Genomic DNA, 18,970 nt, shown 5'->3' with positions numbered 1-18,970 from the left:
GCCTTATAATAAACTGACCGTTTTTCAGTTAAGGTTAGATACGATTATCAATAATTTTGAAGCTTCAACAAACACTTTTAATAGCAATCATTTTAGGGGGACTGGTTTTTAACGCCTGCTCCACCAAAAAAGATAAATTCATTAACCGCAATTGGCATGCGCTAAACACCAAGTATAATACCCTATACAATGGTAATATTGCTTTTGAGCAAGGACGAGAAGAATTAAATTCCAGCTATCGTGACGATTATTGGGAAGTGCTTCCAGTAGAACGCTTGGAGGTTACTGAAGAAATTAAATTGGATTCAGAAGACAACAACCCCAACTTTATAATTGCCGAGGAAAAAGCTACAAAAGCCATTCAAAAGCACAGTATGGACATTAAGGATGAGGAACGCAATCCTCAGACTGATGAAGCTTTTTTGTTGCTGGGCAAAGCAAGATACTTTGATCAACGTTACATTCCCGCTTTGGAATCCTTCAATTATATCCTTAGAAAATATGTAGAAAGCGACAAGCTAAATGAGGCTACCATATGGCGCGAAAAAACCAATATGCGTCTGGACAATCCAGAATTAGCAATCCAGAATTTAAGAAGGCTCTTTAAGTTTGAAACGTTAAAAAATCAAGAATACGCAGATGCCAATGCAGTATTGGCTCAGTGTTATATTAATCTAAAAGCTGCTGACACCGCTATTCAAAAATTAAAAATAGCCCAAGGCTATACCAAAAAGAACCCAGAAAAAGGAAGGTATTTGTTTATAATAGGGCAACTGTACAATCAAATGGGGCATAAGGATAGCGCCAATTATGCTTTTGATAAAGTGATTGCGCTCAACCGAAAGTCGCCAAGGGTCTATATGATCAATTCCCACTTAAAGAAAATTCAGAATACAGAAATCACAGATTCTAATAGAGAAGCGTTGTTGGAATATTTGACGGATTTGGAAGAGAACAGGGAGAACAGACCTTTTCTAGACAAGATTTATAGAGAGATAGCGCAGTTTCATATGGCCAACCAATCTGATAGTTTGGGAATAGCATATTACAACAAATCGCTTAAGGCAAATCAAGGTGAAAGAAAGTTGAGCGCATTGAACTATCAAAGTTTAGCGGATTACAATTTTGATCAGGACGAATACAAAACTGCAGGGGCCTATTATGACAGTACTTTGACCAACCTCACGGAAAACACAAGGAAATACCGAAGAATAAAAAAGAAGTTGGATAACCTTGAAGATGTCATTAAGTATGAAGACATCGTGCAGTATGCAGATAGTGTTGTTACTGTTTATGATATGCCGGAAGCTGAACGCAAAGCATATTTTGAGGAGTACATTACCGAGCTAAAACGGAAAGATGAAGAGGCCGCCGAAAAAGAATTGAAAAGGACAACTGCAGGCTTTGCCGCGTTCGCAGAAACCAAAGGGGGTAAGGAGAATAAAGGCAAGTTTTATTTTTACAACATCGCCAGTTTAGGGTATGGCAAAAATGATTTTAAAACTAGATGGGGTGACCGTATACTTGAAGATGATTGGAGATGGAGCAACAAAAACAGAGCGTTGCCTTCAGAGGCTACGGGAGAAGATATTTTAGCCAATGGACAACCTGCTGTTGAGGTTACTGACGAGCAAAAATATTCACTGGCCTTTTATTTAGAACAAGTTCCTACGGAGGTTACGGTAATTGATAGTTTGAAAACCGAAAGAAATTTTGCCAACTATCAATTGGGACTCATATACAAAGAGAAGTTCAAAGATAACCTGCTTGCAGCTGGCAAATTAGAGCGCGTTTTAGTTTCCAATCCAGAAGAAAGACTGATTTTACCATCAAAGTATAATCTGTTCAAAATTTATGAAGAGTCCGGAAGTCCCTTGGCTTTGAATATGAAACAGGATATCATTATCAACCATCCAGATACACGTTACGCGGAAATCCTACTGAATCCTCAAGCTATTCTTAAAGGAAACACGGATAGTCCAGATGCAAGGTATGCATCATTGTATACGCTGTACCAAGAACAAGAATTCCTTCAGGTCATCACAAAATCGCAAGAGTATATCAACAGGTTTACAGGGGACCCAATAGTTCCCAAATTTGAAATGTTGAAAGCAAATGCCATAGGTCGCCTTCAAGGTTTTGAATCCTTTAAAGAGGCACTAAATTATGTGGCACTAACGTATCCAAATAACCTCGAAGGAAAAAAAGCAGAGCAGATGGTAGCAGATCAATTACCAAAACTGGAGACGAAAGAATTTTCTCCGGAAATAGGTTCTACCGGAACAGGTAATTGGAAAGTTGTCTTCCCTTTTAAAATAAAGGACAATGAAAAAGCGTTGAAACTTAAGGAAAGGCTAGAAGGGGTCATCAAAGATTTAAAATATAGAAATATAATATCTAAGGATATCTATAATTTAGAAGATCAGTTTGTGGTGGTGCATGGTTTCAAATCAAAAGACTTTGCCCTTGGCTATGCAGAACTCATAAAAAAGAATAAGGACTACCGTATCAAAGATGAGAATTTTGTAATTTTATCGAACAATTATAAAATCATACAAGTCCATAAAAATTTAGAGACTTACAAAGAACATATTTTAACCCCAAAACCCTAGAACATAATGTTTTCTGACAACAAAAAACCTCGCCCTATGACAGAATTTGGAGGACAACCCAACAGAATTGAGAAGAACACGAAAATAAAAGGAAACATTACCTCCGAAGCCGATTTCAGAATTGACGGTAAATTGGAAGGTAATGTAAAGACATCCGGTAAGGTGGTCATTGGTAAAGATGGCTACATTAATGGAAAAGTAGAATGTGTAAATGCAGATATTGAAGGAAAGTTTAATGGCGAACTTTTGGTTAATGACCTACTTTCTTTAAAAGCATCTGCTGTTATTGAAGGAACAGTAAATGTTTCCAAACTTTCCGTAGAGCCAGGAGCCACGTTTAATGCTGCCTGTACAATGGGCAAAGGAGCTGCAACAACAACGGCTGCGGCACCTACCCAAAGACTGCAGTCCACAAAGACCAATGAGCCAGCAAAAGTCTCCTAAGAAGAAAAGATCATTAAATAATTACGCAAGATTCTCTGGTATTGCTTTCCAAATGATAGCGATTATTGGTGGAGGCACATATCTTGGAGTTTATTTGGACGAAAAATTCCCAAATAAGCATCCTATTTATACTATTATTTGTTCTTTATTTGCGGTTTTAATTTCGATATATTTTGTCATTAGACAGATTATGAAGATGTCTAATCGTTAAATACTATGAATGAGTCTTTTAAAAAGCGCCAACTGCTTTTTATGTTGCAGTTAATTATTGGAACTGCAGTTCTTTATTTGCTTCATGTTTATTTGCTAAACGCACTGCTTCCTGATAGAGAACTTATAATACCGTTGTGGAATGTTTATGTGTTTCATTTTATATCAGTATTAATTGTCTATTCCATCATTAATTTTCGATTTTCTAATGGGAAAACTCAGGTATTTAATTCTTTTATATTGCTGATGATTTTGAAGATGGTTTTGGTTGTTATTTTTCTACTTCCATTATTTCTTTCAGAGGCAGCTAATAAGGTTGGTGATGCCGTTAATTTTTTTATCCCTTATTTCATCTTTTTAGCATTTGAAGTTTATAGCATTAATCAGTTTTTAGCGCCCAAATAATCCGTGTTATTATTGTTTGTCAATTAATATAATGTAATGTACATTTGCACCGAATTTTTGAGGGCGGTATTTTTAATCTGACGAACGAATGCGAATAAGTACTTTTAAGGCAGTTTTTTTAGGATTTTTACTTACACTACCTATTGCTGGTTTTGCCATAGATAAAGATAATACGGAATCAGATAAAAAATTTGATCCGAATGAGATGATTATGCATCATGTTAAAGATGCACATGAATTTCACATCATTGATATTGATGACAAACCTATATCACTCCCTTTGCCAATAATTTTGTGGACGGATAATGGCCTTACTACATTCATGTCTAGTGAGTTTCATCATGATGACGAGGGTAAGGTAATTGTTGAGAAAAATGGTGGGAGTTTTGTAAAACTACATGAGAAAATATATCAATTGAACAATCGTGCTACGGCCGTAGCGTTCGATGATAAGCACCACCCAACAAACGCTTCAAAGCCATTGGATATTTCTATTACTAGAAACGTTTTTATGATGTGGATTTCTGTGTTGGTGCTCCTTTTGATTTTTATTTCTGCCGCAAGGGTTTATAAAAAATCAGAAAACAAGGTTCCAACGGGTATCGCTGGTTTTGTAGAACCGCTCATTGTCTTTGTGCGTGACGAAATTGCAAAGCCAATGATAGGAGAGCACAAGTACAAAAAGTACATGCCTTACTTATTGACTATATTCTTCTTCATTTGGATTAACAATATTTTTGGCCTTATCCCAATTTTAAATGGAGCTAACCTTAGTGGAAACATAGCGTTTACCATGACACTTGCAGTTTTCACTTTTATCATTACAACTTTTAGTGGTAACAAAAATTACTGGAAACATATTTTTTGGATGCCAGGAGTTCCTGTGCCAATGAAAATATTCTTAATGCCAATAGAGCTAATAGGTATTTTCACTAAGCCAATCTCTTTAATGATTCGTTTGTTTGCAAATATTACAGCAGGCCACATCATTATTTTGGCATTGATGTCATTGATTTTCATTTTTGAAACAGTTTGGGTTTCTCCAATCTCTGTGGCATTTTCATTGTTTATAACCGTAATAGAAATTGTCGTAACGGCAATACAAGCATATATTTTTACAATATTGTCAGCCCTTTATTTTGGAATGGCAACAGAAGAAGAACATCATTAATTTAAATTTTGTAATATGACTATTTATGGAATCGCAGCTATTGGAGCTGGTTTAGCAGCTATCGGAGCTGGTGTTGGTATTGGTAACATCGGTGGGAAAGCTATGGAAGCTATGGCTCGTCAGCCAGAAATGCACGGAAAGATTCAAGCTTCTGCGCTTATTCTTGCTGCTTTCGTTGAAGCGGTAGCGTTATTCGGTGTGGTTGTTGCTTTATTGCAAGCAGCTCCAGCAGCCTAAGTAATTTTTGGATACAGAAGTAACGGTTGGTTGCTTCTGTATCTTTTATTTATAGTTAAGACAAAGTTTGATTTAGTTAATACACTAAGAAATGGATTTAGTAAACCCTGGGTTTGGATTAGTCTTTTGGACAGCGATTACATTTTTAATCCTTTTGTGGATTTTAAGAAAGTTTGCTTGGAAACCTATTTTAGGAGCAGTTAGCGATAGAGAAAAATCTATCAAAGATGCATTGGAGTCAGCTGAAGATGCTAAAAAAGAGATGCAAAACCTTCAAGCAGACAATGAGCGTATTCTTAAAGAAGCAAGGGCTGAGAGGGATGCCATGCTTAAGGAAGCAAGAGAATTAAAAGAGGGAATTGTTGCAGAGGCTAAAGAACAGGCCAAATCTGAAGGGGACAAAATGATAAAACAAGCCCAAGCCACTATTGAAAGCGAAAAGACAGCTGCCGTTGCTGAGATAAAAGCACAAGTAGCCAATCTTTCAGTAGACATTGCAGAAAAAATCATCAAAGGAGAATTGTCCGACAAGAAGAAGCAATTGAAGTTGGTAGATGATATGTTGGGCGATATCAAATTGAACTAAGAAAGCATGAACGAGAGCAGAGCAGCCATACGCTACGCAAAAGCAACCTTAGATTTCGCTATCGAAAAGAAAGCGGCAGACGCCGTTGAGAAAGATATGCGAGAAATAGCAGCTGTAATCGTAGAAAATTTGGAGCTTCAAAATCTTTTGGAGAACCCAGTGGTTAAAGGTGAGGTAAAAAAGAATTCGTTACACGAAATTTTCAAGGGTTCACAAGAAATTACCAAAGGGCTTATTAGCACTTTAACAGACAATAAAAGAATAACATTGCTGCAAGAAGTAGCGCTGAAATACATTATTCTCCATGAGCAATTAAAAGGAGAAGATATTGCCTATGTTACCACAGCAGTTCCTTTAACCGGAGAGCTTGAAAAGAAAATATTGGCTGAAGTTGCTAAGATGACCACAAATGAGGTCACGATAGAAAACAAGATTGACGAAAGCATTATAGGAGGATTTGTTTTACGTGTTGGTGATTTACAATATGACGCCAGCGTAACAAACAAATTGAACGGATTAAAAAGAGAATTTACAAATAGTCTATAAAAATGGCAGGAGTAAAAGCCGCTGAAGTATCAGCAATTTTAAAGAAACAATTATCAGGGTTCGAAGCTACCGCTTCATTGGACGAAGTAGGTACAGTATTGCAAGTAGGTGATGGTATCGCACGCGTATACGGTTTATCTAATGTACAATACGGAGAATTAGTTGAGTTTGATGGCGGACTGAAAGGTATCGTTTTGAACTTGGAAGAAGATAACGTTGGTGTTGTACTATTGAGCCCTTCACGTGATGTGAAAGAAGGTTCTGTTGTAAAAAGAACACAAACGATTGCTTCTATTAATGTTGGTGAAGGCATTGTTGGTCGTGTGGTAAATACCTTAGGTGTTCCTATCGATGGTAAAGGTTCTATTTCAGGGGAAACTTTTGAAATGCCACTAGAGCGTAAAGCTCCTGGTGTTATCTTCCGTGAGCCAGTAACCGAGCCATTACAAACAGGTATCAAGGCAATTGATGCCATGATTCCCGTAGGTAGAGGTCAACGTGAGTTGGTTATTGGTGACCGTCAAACTGGAAAAACAACAGTTTGTATCGATACCATTTTAAATCAAAAAGAATTTTACGATGCAGGTGAGCCTGTATATTGTATCTATGTTGCTATTGGACAAAAGGCTTCTACTGTTGCCGCTATTGCTCAGGTTTTAGAAGACAAAGGCGCATTGGCATATACAACCATAGTTGCGGCAAACGCATCTGATCCTGCCCCAATGCAGGTTTATGCTCCATTTGCAGGTGCTGCTATTGGAGAATACTTTAGGGATACAGGTAGACCAGCTTTGATTATCTATGATGATTTATCAAAACAAGCGGTTGCATATCGTGAGGTATCTCTTTTGTTAAGAAGACCTCCGGGACGTGAGGCATATCCTGGTGATGTATTCTACCTTCACTCAAGATTATTGGAGCGTTCGGCAAAAGTGATCAATGATGACACCATTGCAAAAGATATGAATGACCTTCCTGATGTCTTAAAGCCAATGGTAAAAGGCGGCGGTTCTTTAACGGCGCTACCTATTATTGAAACTCAGGCGGGTGACGTTTCTGCATATATTCCAACGAATGTAATTTCTATTACAGACGGACAGATATTCTTGGAGCAAGATTTATTCAACCAAGGGGTAAGGCCTGCAATTAACGTAGGTATTTCTGTATCTCGTGTTGGGGGTAATGCCCAGATCAAAGCAATGAAAAAAGTAGCAGGTACATTGAAACTGGATCAAGCCCAGTTCCGTGAATTGGAAGCTTTTGCCAAGTTTGGTTCTGATTTGGATGCGGCTACATTGAACGTAATTGAAAAAGGACGTAGAAATGTTGAGATTTTGAAACAAGCGCAAAACGATCCTTTTACAGTTGAAGATCAGGTCGCCATTATCTTTGCAGGTTCTAAAAACCTTTTGAGAGATGTTCCTGTTGACAAGATAAAAGAATTTGAAAGAGACTTCATTGAGTTTATGAATGCCAAGCACAGAGATGTACTGGACACCTTAAAGGCTGGAAAATTGACAGATGAGGTAACAGATACATTGACTGCTGTTTGTAAAGATCTTTCAGGAAAGTATAGAGCTTAAGCCCAAATATAAATGGCGAATCTAAAAGAAATAAGAAATAGGATAGTTACGGTATCATCAACGATGCAGATTACCAGTGCCATGAAAATGGTTTCTGCTGCTAAGTTGAAAAAGGCTCAAGATGCTATTACCGCAATGCGTCCTTATGCAAATAAACTTACTGAGTTATTGCAAAATCTTAGCGCAAGTTTAGATGGTGATGCTGGAAGTAAGTTTGCAGATAATAGAGCGGTTAATAAGGTATTGGTTGTAGCCATTACTTCTAACCGTGGATTATGTGGCGCATTTAACACCAATATTATTAAGCAATCCATGGCTTTGCTTGAGGATACTCATGCAGGAAAGCAGGTTGATTTTTTAGCTATTGGAAAGAAAGGAAATGATATCCTTGGAAAAAAAGGCAATGTAATTGCCAATCGCAGTCAAGTTTATGATGATTTAACCTTTGATAACGTAGCGGTAATTGCCCAAGATTTGATGAATCATTTTACGGAAGGCAATTACGACAGAATAGAATTGGTTTACAATAAGTTTAAAAATGCTGCCACACAAATTGTGATGTCAGAGCAGTTTTTACCTATTGTTCCTGTTGAAGGAGATACTTCTGGTGCTGCAGATTATATTTTTGAGCCTTCCAAGCCCGAGATTGTGGAGGAATTGATTCCAAAATCATTGAAGACACAATTGTACAAAGCTGTTCGCGATTCTTTTGCCAGTGAGCATGGAGCACGTATGACAGCGATGCACAAAGCAACAGATAATGCTACAGAGCTTAGAGATCAATTAAAATTGACCTATAACAAAGCAAGACAAGCTGCAATTACCAATGAAATTTTGGAGATTGTTGGTGGTGCCGAGGCATTGAACAACTAAGCTTGATATAAATATTTATAAAAAGCCACTTCTTTGGAAGTGGCTTTTTGCTTTTTGTCGGTTCAAATTGTCAAACTGAGCCAATCGAAGTTTATGATTTAAGCAATGTAGAAATATCGTTCTACATGCTAAACCTGACAAGCTTATGCTTTTTAACCCTTTTTATTCAAAGGCGAATCAATACTATTCGCATGGTGAATATCGATATACTGCTGATTCAATTCATCTGAATCTTTGTATTGAACACGCAGCTCTTCCAGTTTTTTCTTGAGTTCTGTAACCACCTCTGCATATTCAGGATCACCATACACATTGTTCATTTCCTGTGGGTCCTTTTTGCGGTCATAAAGTTCCCATTCATCAACATCGTAATAAAAATGCGCCAGTTTGTAATCAATGGTCACTATCCCATAATGTCTTTTTACTTGATGTACCGCAGGATATTCATAATAATGATAATATACTGCATCCCGTGTCCATTCAGCGGTATTGGACGTTAAAAGAGGCATTAAGCTTTCCCCTTGCATATCGTCAGGAGCTTCAATTTGCGCGGCTTCCAAAAAGGTTTGGGCAAAATCTAAATTTTGTACCATTTCTTCGCTTGTTATTCCTGGCTCAATCCTGTTTGGCCAACGAACTAGCAATGGCGTTTTAAAAGATTCATCATAAATAAAACGCTTATCAAACCAACCATGTTCACCCAGATAGAAACCTTGGTCAGAGGTATATACTACCATGGTATTGTCAGATAATTTGCTATCATCCAAGTATTCCAACAGGCGCCCAACATTATCGTCCACAGAAGAAATACAGGCCAAATAATCTTGCATGTAACGTTGGTATTTCCATTGCATTTTCTCCTTGTCCGTCATTGATGGCCAATTTTCTTCAAAATCTTTATTGATTTCATCCAAAATAGGCTCATATAATGCTTTTTGTTCTTCGGTTATTCTATTCACATATGGATTCTCCCATCCCCCAGCATACTCTCTTACTGCTGGAGTTAAATTCTTCATTCTGGCAACAGTTTCTGGTCGTATTTTGCTGTCGTGGCTATACATCATGTCGTACAGCAAGTTCATTTCGGCAGTTTTGGCCGCTGCGCCTCTGTTTTTATAGTCGTCAAATAATGAAGCGGGCTCTGGGAATTTCTTGCCTAAAAACTCCTTAAACTTATCTGGTCTTGGCCACCAAGGTCTGTGCGGAGCTTTGTGCAGATACATCAGCATAAATGGCTTTAAAGTATCTCTTTTTTTGTCCAACCAATTCAAAGTCAAATCTGTAATAATATCAGTTACATATCCTTCAATTCTGGTGGTATCTCCATTTTTGGTAATAAAATCAGGATTGATGTATGAACCTTGCCCAGGCAAAATCATAAATTCATCTACGCCTTTGGGGTTGTTGCCAAAATGAAGCTTTCCAAACATTGCTGTTTGATAACCTGCCTGTTGGAAAATTTGAGGAAAGGTAACCTGAGTCGTATCAAAAGGCATCTGGTTATCCACCTTGCCGTTGATATGTGTATGCTTCCCAGTTAAAATAGTAGCTCGAGATGGAGCACAAATGGAGTTGGTTACGGAAGCATTTGTAAATACAATGCCCTCGTTGCCAATGCGATCAATATTGGGAGTCTCAATTAAATGATCTCTATAGGTGCTTATCGCTTGATAGGCATGATCATCTGACATGATGAAGATGATATTGGGTTTTTCGTGGACTATAGGATCAGCTTTTTTCTTCTCAACACAGGATATTACTGCCAAGAGAAGTATGATGGCCGCCATTCGTTTTAAATAAGTTTTCATGGGTGGAATTGTTTACACTCAAAAGATATAAATTATTTACTTCAATATGATTGAAGGAGATGTTTTAGTTTGAAGTTGTGTATTCATAAATTTGTGGGGGATAAAAAACACTAATTAAGGTTGCAAGCCAATAACTAAGGGGTTTTGCGTAACTTGTGCCCACCTAGTTAGAGGCTTTCTTAAAGAACGGATTTCTATTGAACCCATTAAAAAGACTTTTCAAACAAACTTTTATTTATGGTTTGGCAACTGTTTTGCCAAGGGTCATTTCCTTCTTTTTGCTCCCGCTTTACACTTCCGTTTTTGAAAATGCTTCCGGGTATGGCCAGTATATAAACATATATGCTTGGATTGCTATCTTCAATGTCTTTTTAGCGTACGGAATGGAAACCGCTTTTTTCCGTTTTTATCATAAAAGAGAAGATAAAAAACCTGTTATCTCTACCTCTTTAATTTCGTTATTGGCATCATCACTATTATTTCTAGTGGTGGCGTTATTGGTAAACGAAAGCTTGGCAAACTTTACCAATATCAATGTGGACTATATAAAGTTTACTACATATATTTTGGTATTAGATGCATTGGTAATCATTCCTTTTGCGCTTTTAAGAGCTCAAGAAAAACCAATGAAATATGCGCTCTTAAAAACTGTAAATGTTGCCATAAATTTAGGATTCAATGTTTTTTTCTTGCTCATTCTACCAAAAGCAGTTCAAGATACTAATGAAGGATTTCTAAATTCAATATATAGGGAGGGCTGGGAAATCCAGTACATTTTTATCTCCAACATTATTGCCAGCGCAGTTACCTTATTATTGCTTCTACCCACGTACTTTAAAGTTTCGTACAAGTTTGATTCCACCTTATGGAAGCAGATGCTTAAATATTCCGGCCCTATTATGGTGGCAGGGATTGCCTTTACCATAAATGAGGTAGTGGATAAAATTTTATTGACAGAGCTGCTACCACAAGACATTGCTGCAAGCGAAGTTGGAAAATATGGTGCATGTTATAAACTGGCACTTTTTATGACCTTGTTCGGAACCGCATTTAGAATGGGAGTAGAGCCTTTTTTCTTTAGTCATGCCAAAACGGAAAAACCACAAAAAACCTATGCCCAAATCACCAATTATTTTGTGATATTGGGAAGTATAATACTACTGGCCGTTGTGGTTTTTATAGATGTTTTAGGAGAATTGTTAATACGAAATGCCACCTATTGGGAAGCATTGGACGTAGTGCCCATTATATTATTGGGAAGTCTTTGTTTGGGAATATACCATAACCTATCTGTTTGGTACAAAGTAACGGACCAAACAAAGTTTGGGGCCTATATCTCTTCAATTGGGGCCTTGATTACCCTAATGATAAACATTGCCTTTATCCCAAAAATTGGATATATGGCATCCGCCTTGGCAACTTTGGCAGCGTATGCAAGCATGATGGTACTGTCTTATTATTTTGGAAGGAAGTATTACCCAGTTCCATACAACATGCGAAAAATAGTATTCTACTTATCCGTTTCCATACTATTTTCTGCACTGTCTTTTTATGCTTTTAGCCGAAATTTAATAGCTGGAGGGGTCTTACTTTTGCTATTTTTGACACTAGTTTACAAAATGGAAGGAGACAAGTTAAAGACTATATTTCTACAACGTGAAAATTAAAATAATCAACACATCAAATCATCAATTGCCCCATTATGAAACGCTTGCTTCCGCAGGTATGGATCTAAGGGCAAATATTGCCGAACCTATTACGCTAAAGTCATTGGAAAGAGCTATTGTGCCCACCGGAATTTTTATAGAATTACCTGTTGGTTACGAGGCGCAAGTAAGACCACGCAGTGGGCTTGCGGCAAAAAAAGGGATTACCGTGCTAAATGCCCCGGGAACAGTCGATGCCGACTACAGAGGTGAGGTGGGTGTTATTCTAGTAAACCTTTCTGCAGACGATTTTACCATTGAAAATGGGGAGCGTATTGCCCAAATGGTGATTGCAAAGCATGAACGAGCAGAATGGGTTAAAGTAGACTCACTTTCTGAGACAGATAGGGGCGCCGGAGGTTTTGGCAGTACCGGAACACAATAAACCTAAACACTAACTACGTTATATTAAAGAACACATGAAAATTATTGTACCCATGGCGGGAAGAGGTTCCCGATTAAGACCACATACATTAACAGTTCCAAAACCATTAATTCCGGTTGCTGGTAAACCTATTGTTCATCGATTGGTGAGTGATATTGCTAAAGTATTGGGAGAAGAAATAGAAGAAGTTGCTTTTATCTTGGGAGACCCTGCTTTTTTTGGAGACGATGTGGTGGACAGCCTTATGCAGTTGGCAAAGAGTCTTGGTGCCAAAGGATCCATCTATAGACAAGATGAACCATTGGGAACAGGACATGCCATTATGAGCGCCAAGGATTCATTAAGCGGGCCTGCAGTGATAGCCTATGCAGATACACTAATACGCGCTGATTTTGATTTGGATAAATCCGCAGACAGTGTTATTTGGGTAAAACAAGTTGATAAACCAGAGGCATTTGGCGTTGTAAAATTAAGTGAACAAAATGAGATAATAGAGTTGGTTGAAAAACCACAAGAGTTTGTTTCCGACCTGGCTGTAATTGGCATTTACTATTTTAAAGATGTAAGTGTTCTAAAAAATGAATTGCAATACGTTTTGGACAATGATATTATCAATGGTGGAGAGTATCAAATAAATGATGGAATAAAACGAATGATGGAGAAGGGCATGAAATTTGTCCCAGGTAAGGTAGACGAGTGGATGGACTGTGGAAACAAAAATGTGACTATAGAAACAAATCAACGAATGCTAGGCTTTTTAGAAAAAGATGGCGAGGGATTAATTGCAAGCTCTGTTGAAAAAGAGAACGTAAATATTATTGAGCCTTGCTTTATAGGAGAAAATGTGGTTCTTAAAAATGCTACAGTTGGCCCTTACGTATCTGTTGGTGCAGGCACGGTTATTGAAAACTCAACCGTTAAAAATAGCTTAATTCAAAGTAATAGCATGATCAAAAACGCTAATTTGGATAATGCCATGATTGGCAACCATGTAGTTTTTGATGGTAATTTTGAGACCATAAGCATAGGAGACTATTCCGTTATGGAATAGTTGTATAGATTGTTTTAGTTGGAAAACAAAATCTAATATAAATTGAAAAGACTAATAGGCACATATATATTTATTTCTTTGTTTTCTTTTTGGACATATGCCCAAGAAGAAGAGCAAAGTGCTGAGGTTTTTTTAGAAGAATATACAGATGAATTTCAAGAAAGCTTTTTTGAGGCACTAAAACAAAAAGGGATTCAGAATTATGATAGAGCCATTGATTTGTTTTTAGAATGCAAACGGTTGGACTCTTCAAACAGTGTCATTGATTATGAATTGGCAAAGGCCTATTTTTTGGATAAGCAATATATTCAGGCTCAAGAATATGCTGTAGATGCCTTGAAAGCAAAACCAATGGATTTCTGGTATTTAGAAACCCTATTGCGTGTTTTGGAAAAACAAGGAACCTCCATTGATGTAATTCAGCAACAACTTCCTTTTTCTAACAACAAGTTGCAGGAGAATCTTGCTGTTTTCTATTTTAAAAAGAGAAAATACAATGATGCATTAAAGGTTTTGGAAGGGCTTGGAAACTCAAAATTCGCCACTGATTTAACATTAAAAATCAATGACTCCATCCAGCGTGTAAATGAAAAACTAACTACGGCGGTTAAGCCGGAAAAGACAGTACAAAAAGAGGATGGTCCAATAGCACAATATCAATCGCAAATAGAAGGGCTTTTGGTAAGAGGGGATTTCAAGAATATGGAGGAGGTTTCAAAAGAAGCTTTGGATTCTTATCCACTTCAACCCTATTTTCACTATGCATATGGAACGGCACTTAATAGAACTTCAAAATCTACCAAAGCGGTGGAAGTTTTAGAAAGCGCTCTGGATTATCTGTTGGATGATGTTTCCTTGGCCAACAAGATTTACGCAGAATTATCAAAAGCATATACGGCTATTGGCAATGCCTCTAAGGCAAACGAATATTTGAACAAAATAAAAACAGGCCTGTAATGCGGTTATTTCAATTTCAAATAAAGAAACAGATCACCCTTTTGTTCTTGTGTACGATAGCTTTAAGCTCCTGTAAAAGTACTAAGACTGTTGTAGGGGGTGAAGTTGATTCAGGAATTTCTACAAGACGCATTATAGAAAATCATTATGCCAACCAGGTCGATTTTAAAACCTTGAGTGGAAGAGTAAAAATTGATTACTCAGATGGGAAAAAGAACCAAGGAGTAAGTGTGAGCCTTAGAATGGAAAAAAATAAAGTGATTTGGATTAGCGCTCCCCTTGGCGTGGTAAAGGCCCATATAACCCCAGAGAAAGTATCCTTTTACAACAAATTACAAGGAGAATATTTTGATGGGGACTTTAGTTATTTAAGTGAACTCTTGGGTACAGAGCTTGATTTTGACAAAGTTCAGAATCTGTTGTTGGGGAATGCAGTTTTTGACCTTAGAAAGGAAAAATACACCTCTGCAATCAATCAAGGAGATTATCAATTAAAACCAAAAAAGGCAAAAGAGCTATTTAAAATATTGTTTCAATTAGAGCCTAGAAACTTCAAGATTTCTTCTCAAGAAATTTCACAACCAGAGGAGGCCCGACAATTACAAGCAAAATATACCTATCAGGATATTTCTGGTAAGATATTTCCAAATGAAATTCAGATTGTGGCCGCTGAAGAAGAAGATAAAACCATCATTGATTTAAGTTTTAAGAACCTGGAATTGAACAGATCTTTGAATTTTCCTTATAAAGTTCCAAAGGGGTTTGATGAAATTATATTAAAGTAATATGATAGATAAGATTTCATATTGCGTTTGTTGTCTGATTTTTACGTTTTTCATTTCAATTTCCACTAATGCACAGACTAGTGAGCAAAAGGCTTTAGAGTCCAAACGAGAGAGATTGCAGCAGGAAATAAAAGAAATCAACAGATTGCTTTTTGCGGAAAAGAAAGAAAAGGGCACCGTTCTGGACCAAATGGAAGCTTTGGATAAGAGAATTAATGTAAGGCAAGAACTTATTAGAGTTACCAATCAACAATCTAATTTACTCAACAGACAAATTAATGTAAATATTAGAAGTATTAGTAAACTTAGAGAAGATCTTAAAATTCTGAGAGATGATTATGCTAACCTTATTCAAAAATCATATCAGAATAAGGCACAAAGTAATCGACTAATGTTTCTCTTATCCTCAGAAAACTTTTATCAAGCATTTAAGAGACTCCAGTACATGGAGCAATATGCAAAGCATAGAAAGAAACAAGGTGAAGATATCATCACAAAAACCAATGAACTTGCTACACTGAACCAAGATTTGGTAACTCAGCGTAAGACCAAAGAACAATTGTTGGCAGAAAATAAAAAAGTAAAAAACGAGCTATTCAACGAAATAGAATCCCAAAAGAACCTATTGCGAAGTATTAGACAAAATGAAACAAAATACACTGCAGCCATCGCAGAAAAACAGAAGGAGTCCCGTAAAATTGATAGGGAAATAGAACGGCTAATAAAAAGCGCTATTGCAAGTACCAATAAAAAGGCTGGTAAATCTAGTAGAACCAAATTTGTATTGACTCCGGAAGCTAAATTGGTTGCGAATAATTTTTCCGCAAATAAAGGGAAACTTATTTGGCCTGTAGAAAAGGGAATTAAAAGTCAAGGGTATGGCGTGTACAACGATAAACTATACCCTGGAATAAAACACAGAAACAATGGTGTCACTATTGCTACAGATCAAGGTAGCAAAGCAAGAGCAATTTTTGAAGGTGAAGTCATTGCAATTTTAACGGTTCCTGGAGGTAGTAGAGGTGTGCAGATAAAGCATGGAAATTATATTAGCACCTATTATAACTTATCCAATGTATACGTAAAAAAGGGAGATAAAGTCCTTGTAAAAGAGGTGCTTGGCGATATTTATACCAATCGGTTTGATGGTACTACAAAGTTGAAGTTTTATCTTTATCAAGATTCCAATCGATTGAATCCTGAGGATTGGATATATCAATTATAAGACATGAGAACAATTACAGATTTACAGGGAACGTTTGAGTTGAACAACGGTGTTCTAATGCCCTATTTTGGTTTAGGAGTTTATCTATCAAAAGATGGAGATGAGGTTGTAAATGCCGTTAAGGATGCTTTGAACCACGGTTACAGACACATTGATACAGCCTCAATATATAAGAACGAAAATGGTGTAGGTCAAGGGGTCAAACAAAGTAGTGTTGATCGAAAAGATATTTTTGTTGTAAGCAAGGTTTGGAACGATGATCAAGGATATGATGCTACATTAAAAGCCTTTGATGATAGTTTGGAAAGATTGGGGATGGATTATTTAGACCTCTATTTAATCCACTGGCCTAAGGGAAGCAAATCTAAAGATACCTGGAGGGCGATGGAACGTTTGTATAACGAAAAGAGAGTACGTGCCATTGGAGTGAGCAATTTTATGCAACACCACTTGGAAGATTTGTTGACGGAAGCGAAAATAACACCGATGGTCAACCAAATGGAGTTTCATCCATACTTAGTGCAGCAAGATTTAATCGATTTCTGTCATAAAAATGGAATTCAGTACGAAGCATGGTCACCTATGATGCAGGGGAACATTTTTGATATTCCTCTTTTGAAAGACTTGGCAAAAAAGTACAATAAGACCGCTGCCCAAATTGTTTTACGCTGGGACCTTCAAAAAGGAGTGGTTACTATCCCAAAATCCTCTAAAAAAGAACGCATTATCTCAAATGCCGCTATTTTTGATTTTGAACTTTCTAAAGAAGATGTTCAAATACTTGACGGCCTAAATAGGGATAAAAGATTTGGGCCAGACCCGGATAATTTTGATTTTTAAGTCTTAAGGAGTAAATAGAGCTTTCAATTCGGTAGCATCTGAAGGCTTCATTTTTCCTGCCAAGACCAAACTAAGCTGTTTTCTGCGCAGTGCGGCGGCAAAACGTTCCTTTTCCAAATCCGTTTGGGGATCTAGTTGTGGGACCTCAGTGGGGACTCCAGTATCGTCAACCGCAACAAAGGTGTAAATAGCCTCATTTGCTTTGGCGCGTTCCCCTGTAAAACGGTCTTCCATCCAAACATCAATAAATATTTCCATAGAACTTTTAAAAGCTCTTGAAACGGCAGCTTCAACAGTTACCACGCTTCCTAAAGGGACAGAACGGCTAAATGCAACATGGTTTACCGCCGCTGTGACCGTAATTCTTCTACTGTGCCGTCTAGCCGCTATACTGGCAGCTCTATCCATGCGAGCTAAAAGTTCCCCTCCAAAAAGATTGTTCAAAGGATTGGTTTCACTTGGCAATACCATATCGGTCATTACAGTTCGTGATTCACTCGGTGTTTTTGTGCGCATAGCGTTTTAATTTTGCGCAAAGATATTGAAGTGTGGAATATGGTTTTAAAGAAACAAGGATTATTTCTCAGATAACATCCAAGCATCTGCAGACTCTGTTCTTTTAATCTTTCTTAAAAAGGAAAGAGCCTCTTTTGGGTTTTCAAAGCTGTCATAAGCCACTTGATGTAAACCAAATTTATTTACACCTATATAAAATGCATTATAGCCTTTTTCTTTTAGAAGATTTACTTTCTTTTCGGCATTTTTTTCAATTCTGAAAGCACCAGCAATTATATGATGTTTTCCAAGCTGCTTTTTGTTGACTTTGATGTTTATGGCAGGAAATTCTAATGGAGCACTTTCAAAAAAAGTGGCTTCTTGAATAAGTCGGGAAACTTGTTTTTGTGCATCTTGCTGTGCAGCAACTTGTTTTTCTTGAATACCATCATAGACACTATAAGAAGTAGAGCCCAAGGAAACAGCTAAAAGAATTACGGCGGCATATTTTAACCACGGTCTAAAAGAAGATTGCTCTCTTTTTTCTGGAGTGATTATAAATGGAATCTTTTCTTCCAATTCTTCAACTTCCTCTTTTAATACTTCACGCTGAATAGGCGTTGCAGCAAAAGTGGAAAGACCAAAAGAAGAGGTTAGATAGTTGATTTTATTTTCAGGTTGAAACTGAATTCTTTGCTCCCTGTTCAACCACAACTTACCAACACCAAAAAGTTCAATATTTTCTCCACGTTGCAGTTTTTTGTTCCAAGTTTCCGCTACATTTTCAACTTCTTGCAACAATTCTTCATAACCAAGACGCTTTTCTTTCGCAATATGCGATACGAGCAGGCCATCATTTTTGGATAATTGCGAGTTAAAGGAAACTGTTTTGGATGGAGGAATTAAAGTATTGGTCTGATTATCAAGCTCCGCAGATTTCCCATGCGCCAAAAAAGCTCCAAATCCTGGGACAACAACACAATTGTAATTGTATAATAATTCTTCTATGTAAGATTCAATCTGCATTGTCACAAATATTGTAAAAAAAGCA

At 37.2% G+C, this 18,970-nt stretch carries 20 protein-coding genes; 17 read left to right on the top strand and 3 right to left on the bottom strand.

The annotated features are described in order from the left end of the window. The first annotated feature begins 56 nt into the window (after positions 1–56). From SJY44_RS02570 to atpG, 10 genes are all read left to right on the top strand, one after another. Positions 57–2,612 (top strand): tetratricopeptide repeat protein, encoded by a 2,556-nt coding sequence (locus tag SJY44_RS02570; RefSeq protein WP_396591151.1) that lies wholly within the window; start codon positions 57–59, stop codon positions 2,610–2,612. Between the two features lie 6 nt (positions 2,613–2,618). Continuing rightward, entirely contained in the window at positions 2,619–3,056 is a 438-nt protein-coding gene (locus tag SJY44_RS02565) for a polymer-forming cytoskeletal protein (RefSeq protein ID WP_396591150.1), read from the top strand. Further along, on the top strand, positions 2,953–3,267 hold the full coding sequence (locus SJY44_RS02560) for an AtpZ/AtpI family protein (RefSeq protein WP_396591149.1): 315 nt from the start codon (positions 2,953–2,955) through the stop codon (positions 3,265–3,267). The genes SJY44_RS02565 and SJY44_RS02560 overlap by 104 nt, the downstream gene beginning before the upstream one ends. 5 nt (positions 3,268–3,272) lie before the next feature. Next, positions 3,273–3,671, top strand: coding sequence for a hypothetical protein (locus tag SJY44_RS02555; protein ID WP_396591148.1), 399 nt, complete (start codon positions 3,273–3,275; stop codon positions 3,669–3,671). 88 nt (positions 3,672–3,759) lie between these two features. Next, the gene (atpB, locus tag SJY44_RS02550; RefSeq protein WP_396591147.1) at positions 3,760–4,842 is read left to right on the top strand and encodes a F0F1 ATP synthase subunit A; all 1,083 of its coding nucleotides are present in this window, start codon (positions 3,760–3,762) and stop codon (positions 4,840–4,842) included. 15 nt (positions 4,843–4,857) lie between these two features. Further along, positions 4,858–5,079: an ATP synthase F0 subunit C gene (atpE, locus tag SJY44_RS02545; RefSeq protein ID WP_396591146.1), complete on the top strand. Its 222-nt coding sequence runs from the start codon at positions 4,858–4,860 to the stop codon at positions 5,077–5,079. A gap of 91 nt (positions 5,080–5,170) precedes the next feature. Beyond that, a complete protein-coding gene (locus tag SJY44_RS02540) occupies positions 5,171–5,665 on the top strand; it encodes a F0F1 ATP synthase subunit B (protein WP_396591145.1) in 495 nt (164 codons plus the stop codon). A gap of 6 nt (positions 5,666–5,671) precedes the next feature. Continuing rightward, on the top strand, positions 5,672–6,211 hold the full coding sequence (atpH, locus tag SJY44_RS02535; RefSeq protein ID WP_298923331.1) for an ATP synthase F1 subunit delta: 540 nt from the start codon (positions 5,672–5,674) through the stop codon (positions 6,209–6,211). Positions 6,212–6,213: 2 nt separating this feature from the next. After that, positions 6,214–7,794, top strand: a complete 1,581-nt coding sequence (atpA, locus tag SJY44_RS02530) for a F0F1 ATP synthase subunit alpha (RefSeq protein WP_396591144.1) — start codon at positions 6,214–6,216, stop codon at positions 7,792–7,794. 12 nt (positions 7,795–7,806) lie between these two features. Then, positions 7,807–8,667, top strand: a complete 861-nt coding sequence (gene atpG, locus SJY44_RS02525; protein ID WP_298923327.1) for an ATP synthase F1 subunit gamma — start codon at positions 7,807–7,809, stop codon at positions 8,665–8,667. Positions 8,668–8,819: 152 nt separating this feature from the next. Here the strand turns inward: atpG and SJY44_RS02520 are convergent, their stop codons facing one another. Further along, the gene (locus SJY44_RS02520; protein WP_396591143.1) at positions 8,820–10,475 is read right to left on the bottom strand and encodes a sulfatase; all 1,656 of its coding nucleotides are present in this window, start codon (positions 10,473–10,475) and stop codon (positions 8,820–8,822) included. A gap of 197 nt (positions 10,476–10,672) precedes the next feature. On the opposite strand from SJY44_RS02520, the gene SJY44_RS02515 reads away from it, so the two are divergent. The 7 genes from SJY44_RS02515 (at position 10,673) to SJY44_RS02485 (ending at position 17,424) form a co-directional block, all read left to right on the top strand. Continuing rightward, on the top strand, positions 10,673–12,142 hold the full coding sequence (locus tag SJY44_RS02515) for a lipopolysaccharide biosynthesis protein (protein WP_396591142.1): 1,470 nt from the start codon (positions 10,673–10,675) through the stop codon (positions 12,140–12,142). Then, on the top strand, positions 12,132–12,566 hold the full coding sequence (gene dut, locus SJY44_RS02510) for a dUTP diphosphatase (protein WP_298923321.1): 435 nt from the start codon (positions 12,132–12,134) through the stop codon (positions 12,564–12,566). The genes SJY44_RS02515 and dut overlap by 11 nt, the downstream gene beginning before the upstream one ends. A 34-nt stretch (positions 12,567–12,600) precedes the next feature. Beyond that, positions 12,601–13,617, top strand: coding sequence for a sugar phosphate nucleotidyltransferase (locus SJY44_RS02505; protein WP_396591141.1), 1,017 nt, complete (start codon positions 12,601–12,603; stop codon positions 13,615–13,617). A gap of 42 nt (positions 13,618–13,659) precedes the next feature. Beyond that, positions 13,660–14,574: a tetratricopeptide repeat protein gene (locus SJY44_RS02500; RefSeq protein ID WP_396591140.1), complete on the top strand. Its 915-nt coding sequence runs from the start codon at positions 13,660–13,662 to the stop codon at positions 14,572–14,574. Next, positions 14,574–15,359 carry a DUF4292 domain-containing protein gene (locus tag SJY44_RS02495; RefSeq protein ID WP_298923315.1) on the top strand — a complete coding sequence of 262 codons (786 nt, stop codon included), beginning with the start codon at positions 14,574–14,576 and terminating at the stop codon, positions 15,357–15,359. Before SJY44_RS02500 ends, SJY44_RS02495 begins: the two co-directional genes overlap by 1 nt. A 115-nt stretch (positions 15,360–15,474) precedes the next feature. Then, positions 15,475–16,584 carry a peptidoglycan DD-metalloendopeptidase family protein gene (locus SJY44_RS02490; RefSeq protein ID WP_313789842.1) on the top strand — a complete coding sequence of 370 codons (1,110 nt, stop codon included), beginning with the start codon at positions 15,475–15,477 and terminating at the stop codon, positions 16,582–16,584. Between the two features lie 3 nt (positions 16,585–16,587). Further along, on the top strand, positions 16,588–17,424 hold the full coding sequence (locus SJY44_RS02485) for an aldo/keto reductase (RefSeq protein WP_396591139.1): 837 nt from the start codon (positions 16,588–16,590) through the stop codon (positions 17,422–17,424). A 3-nt stretch (positions 17,425–17,427) separates the two neighbouring features. Here the strand turns inward: SJY44_RS02485 and SJY44_RS02480 are convergent, their stop codons facing one another. Together SJY44_RS02480 and SJY44_RS02475 are read right to left on the bottom strand one after the other, a co-directional pair. Continuing rightward, on the bottom strand, positions 17,428–17,940 hold the full coding sequence (locus SJY44_RS02480; RefSeq protein ID WP_396591138.1) for an acyl-CoA thioesterase: 513 nt from the start codon (positions 17,938–17,940) through the stop codon (positions 17,428–17,430). A gap of 60 nt (positions 17,941–18,000) precedes the next feature. Continuing rightward, positions 18,001–18,945 (bottom strand): SPOR domain-containing protein, encoded by a 945-nt coding sequence (locus SJY44_RS02475; RefSeq protein WP_396591137.1) that lies wholly within the window; start codon positions 18,943–18,945, stop codon positions 18,001–18,003. Between the last annotated feature and the right edge of the window lie 25 nt (positions 18,946–18,970).

Origin of the sequence: Allomuricauda sp. R78024 (genome assembly GCF_044596045.1) — a bacterium.
Taxonomy (GTDB): Bacteria; Bacteroidota; Bacteroidia; order Flavobacteriales; family Flavobacteriaceae; genus Flagellimonas.
Note: the sequence above shows the minus strand (reverse complement) of the source record. Positions and strands in the feature narration are given on the sequence as shown.

Bases quoted from the DNA above. Each gene is read 5' to 3' on its own strand.
- SJY44_RS02565 (WP_396591150.1), top strand. From the start codon at position 2,619: ATGTTTTCTGACAACAAAAAACCTCGCCCTATGACAGAATTTGGAGGA.
- SJY44_RS02560 (WP_396591149.1), top strand. From the start codon at position 2,953: ATGCTGCCTGTACAATGGGCAAAGGAGCTGCAACAACAACGGCTGCGG.
- SJY44_RS02555 (WP_396591148.1), top strand. From the start codon at position 3,273: ATGAATGAGTCTTTTAAAAAGCGCCAACTGCTTTTTATGTTGCAGTTA.
- atpB (WP_396591147.1), top strand. From the start codon at position 3,760: ATGCGAATAAGTACTTTTAAGGCAGTTTTTTTAGGATTTTTACTTACA.
- atpE (WP_396591146.1), top strand. From the start codon at position 4,858: ATGACTATTTATGGAATCGCAGCTATTGGAGCTGGTTTAGCAGCTATC.
- SJY44_RS02540 (WP_396591145.1), top strand. From the start codon at position 5,171: ATGGATTTAGTAAACCCTGGGTTTGGATTAGTCTTTTGGACAGCGATT.
- atpH (WP_298923331.1), top strand. From the start codon at position 5,672: ATGAACGAGAGCAGAGCAGCCATACGCTACGCAAAAGCAACCTTAGAT.
- atpA (WP_396591144.1), top strand. From the start codon at position 6,214: ATGGCAGGAGTAAAAGCCGCTGAAGTATCAGCAATTTTAAAGAAACAA.
- atpG (WP_298923327.1), top strand. From the start codon at position 7,807: ATGGCGAATCTAAAAGAAATAAGAAATAGGATAGTTACGGTATCATCA.
- SJY44_RS02520 (WP_396591143.1), bottom strand. From the start codon at position 10,475: ATGAAAACTTATTTAAAACGAATGGCGGCCATCATACTTCTCTTGGCA.
- SJY44_RS02505 (WP_396591141.1), top strand. From the start codon at position 12,601: ATGAAAATTATTGTACCCATGGCGGGAAGAGGTTCCCGATTAAGACCA.
- SJY44_RS02495 (WP_298923315.1), top strand. From the start codon at position 14,574: ATGCGGTTATTTCAATTTCAAATAAAGAAACAGATCACCCTTTTGTTC.
- SJY44_RS02485 (WP_396591139.1), top strand. From the start codon at position 16,588: ATGAGAACAATTACAGATTTACAGGGAACGTTTGAGTTGAACAACGGT.
- SJY44_RS02480 (WP_396591138.1), bottom strand. From the start codon at position 17,940: ATGCGCACAAAAACACCGAGTGAATCACGAACTGTAATGACCGATATG.
- SJY44_RS02475 (WP_396591137.1), bottom strand. From the start codon at position 18,945: ATGCAGATTGAATCTTACATAGAAGAATTATTATACAATTACAATTGT.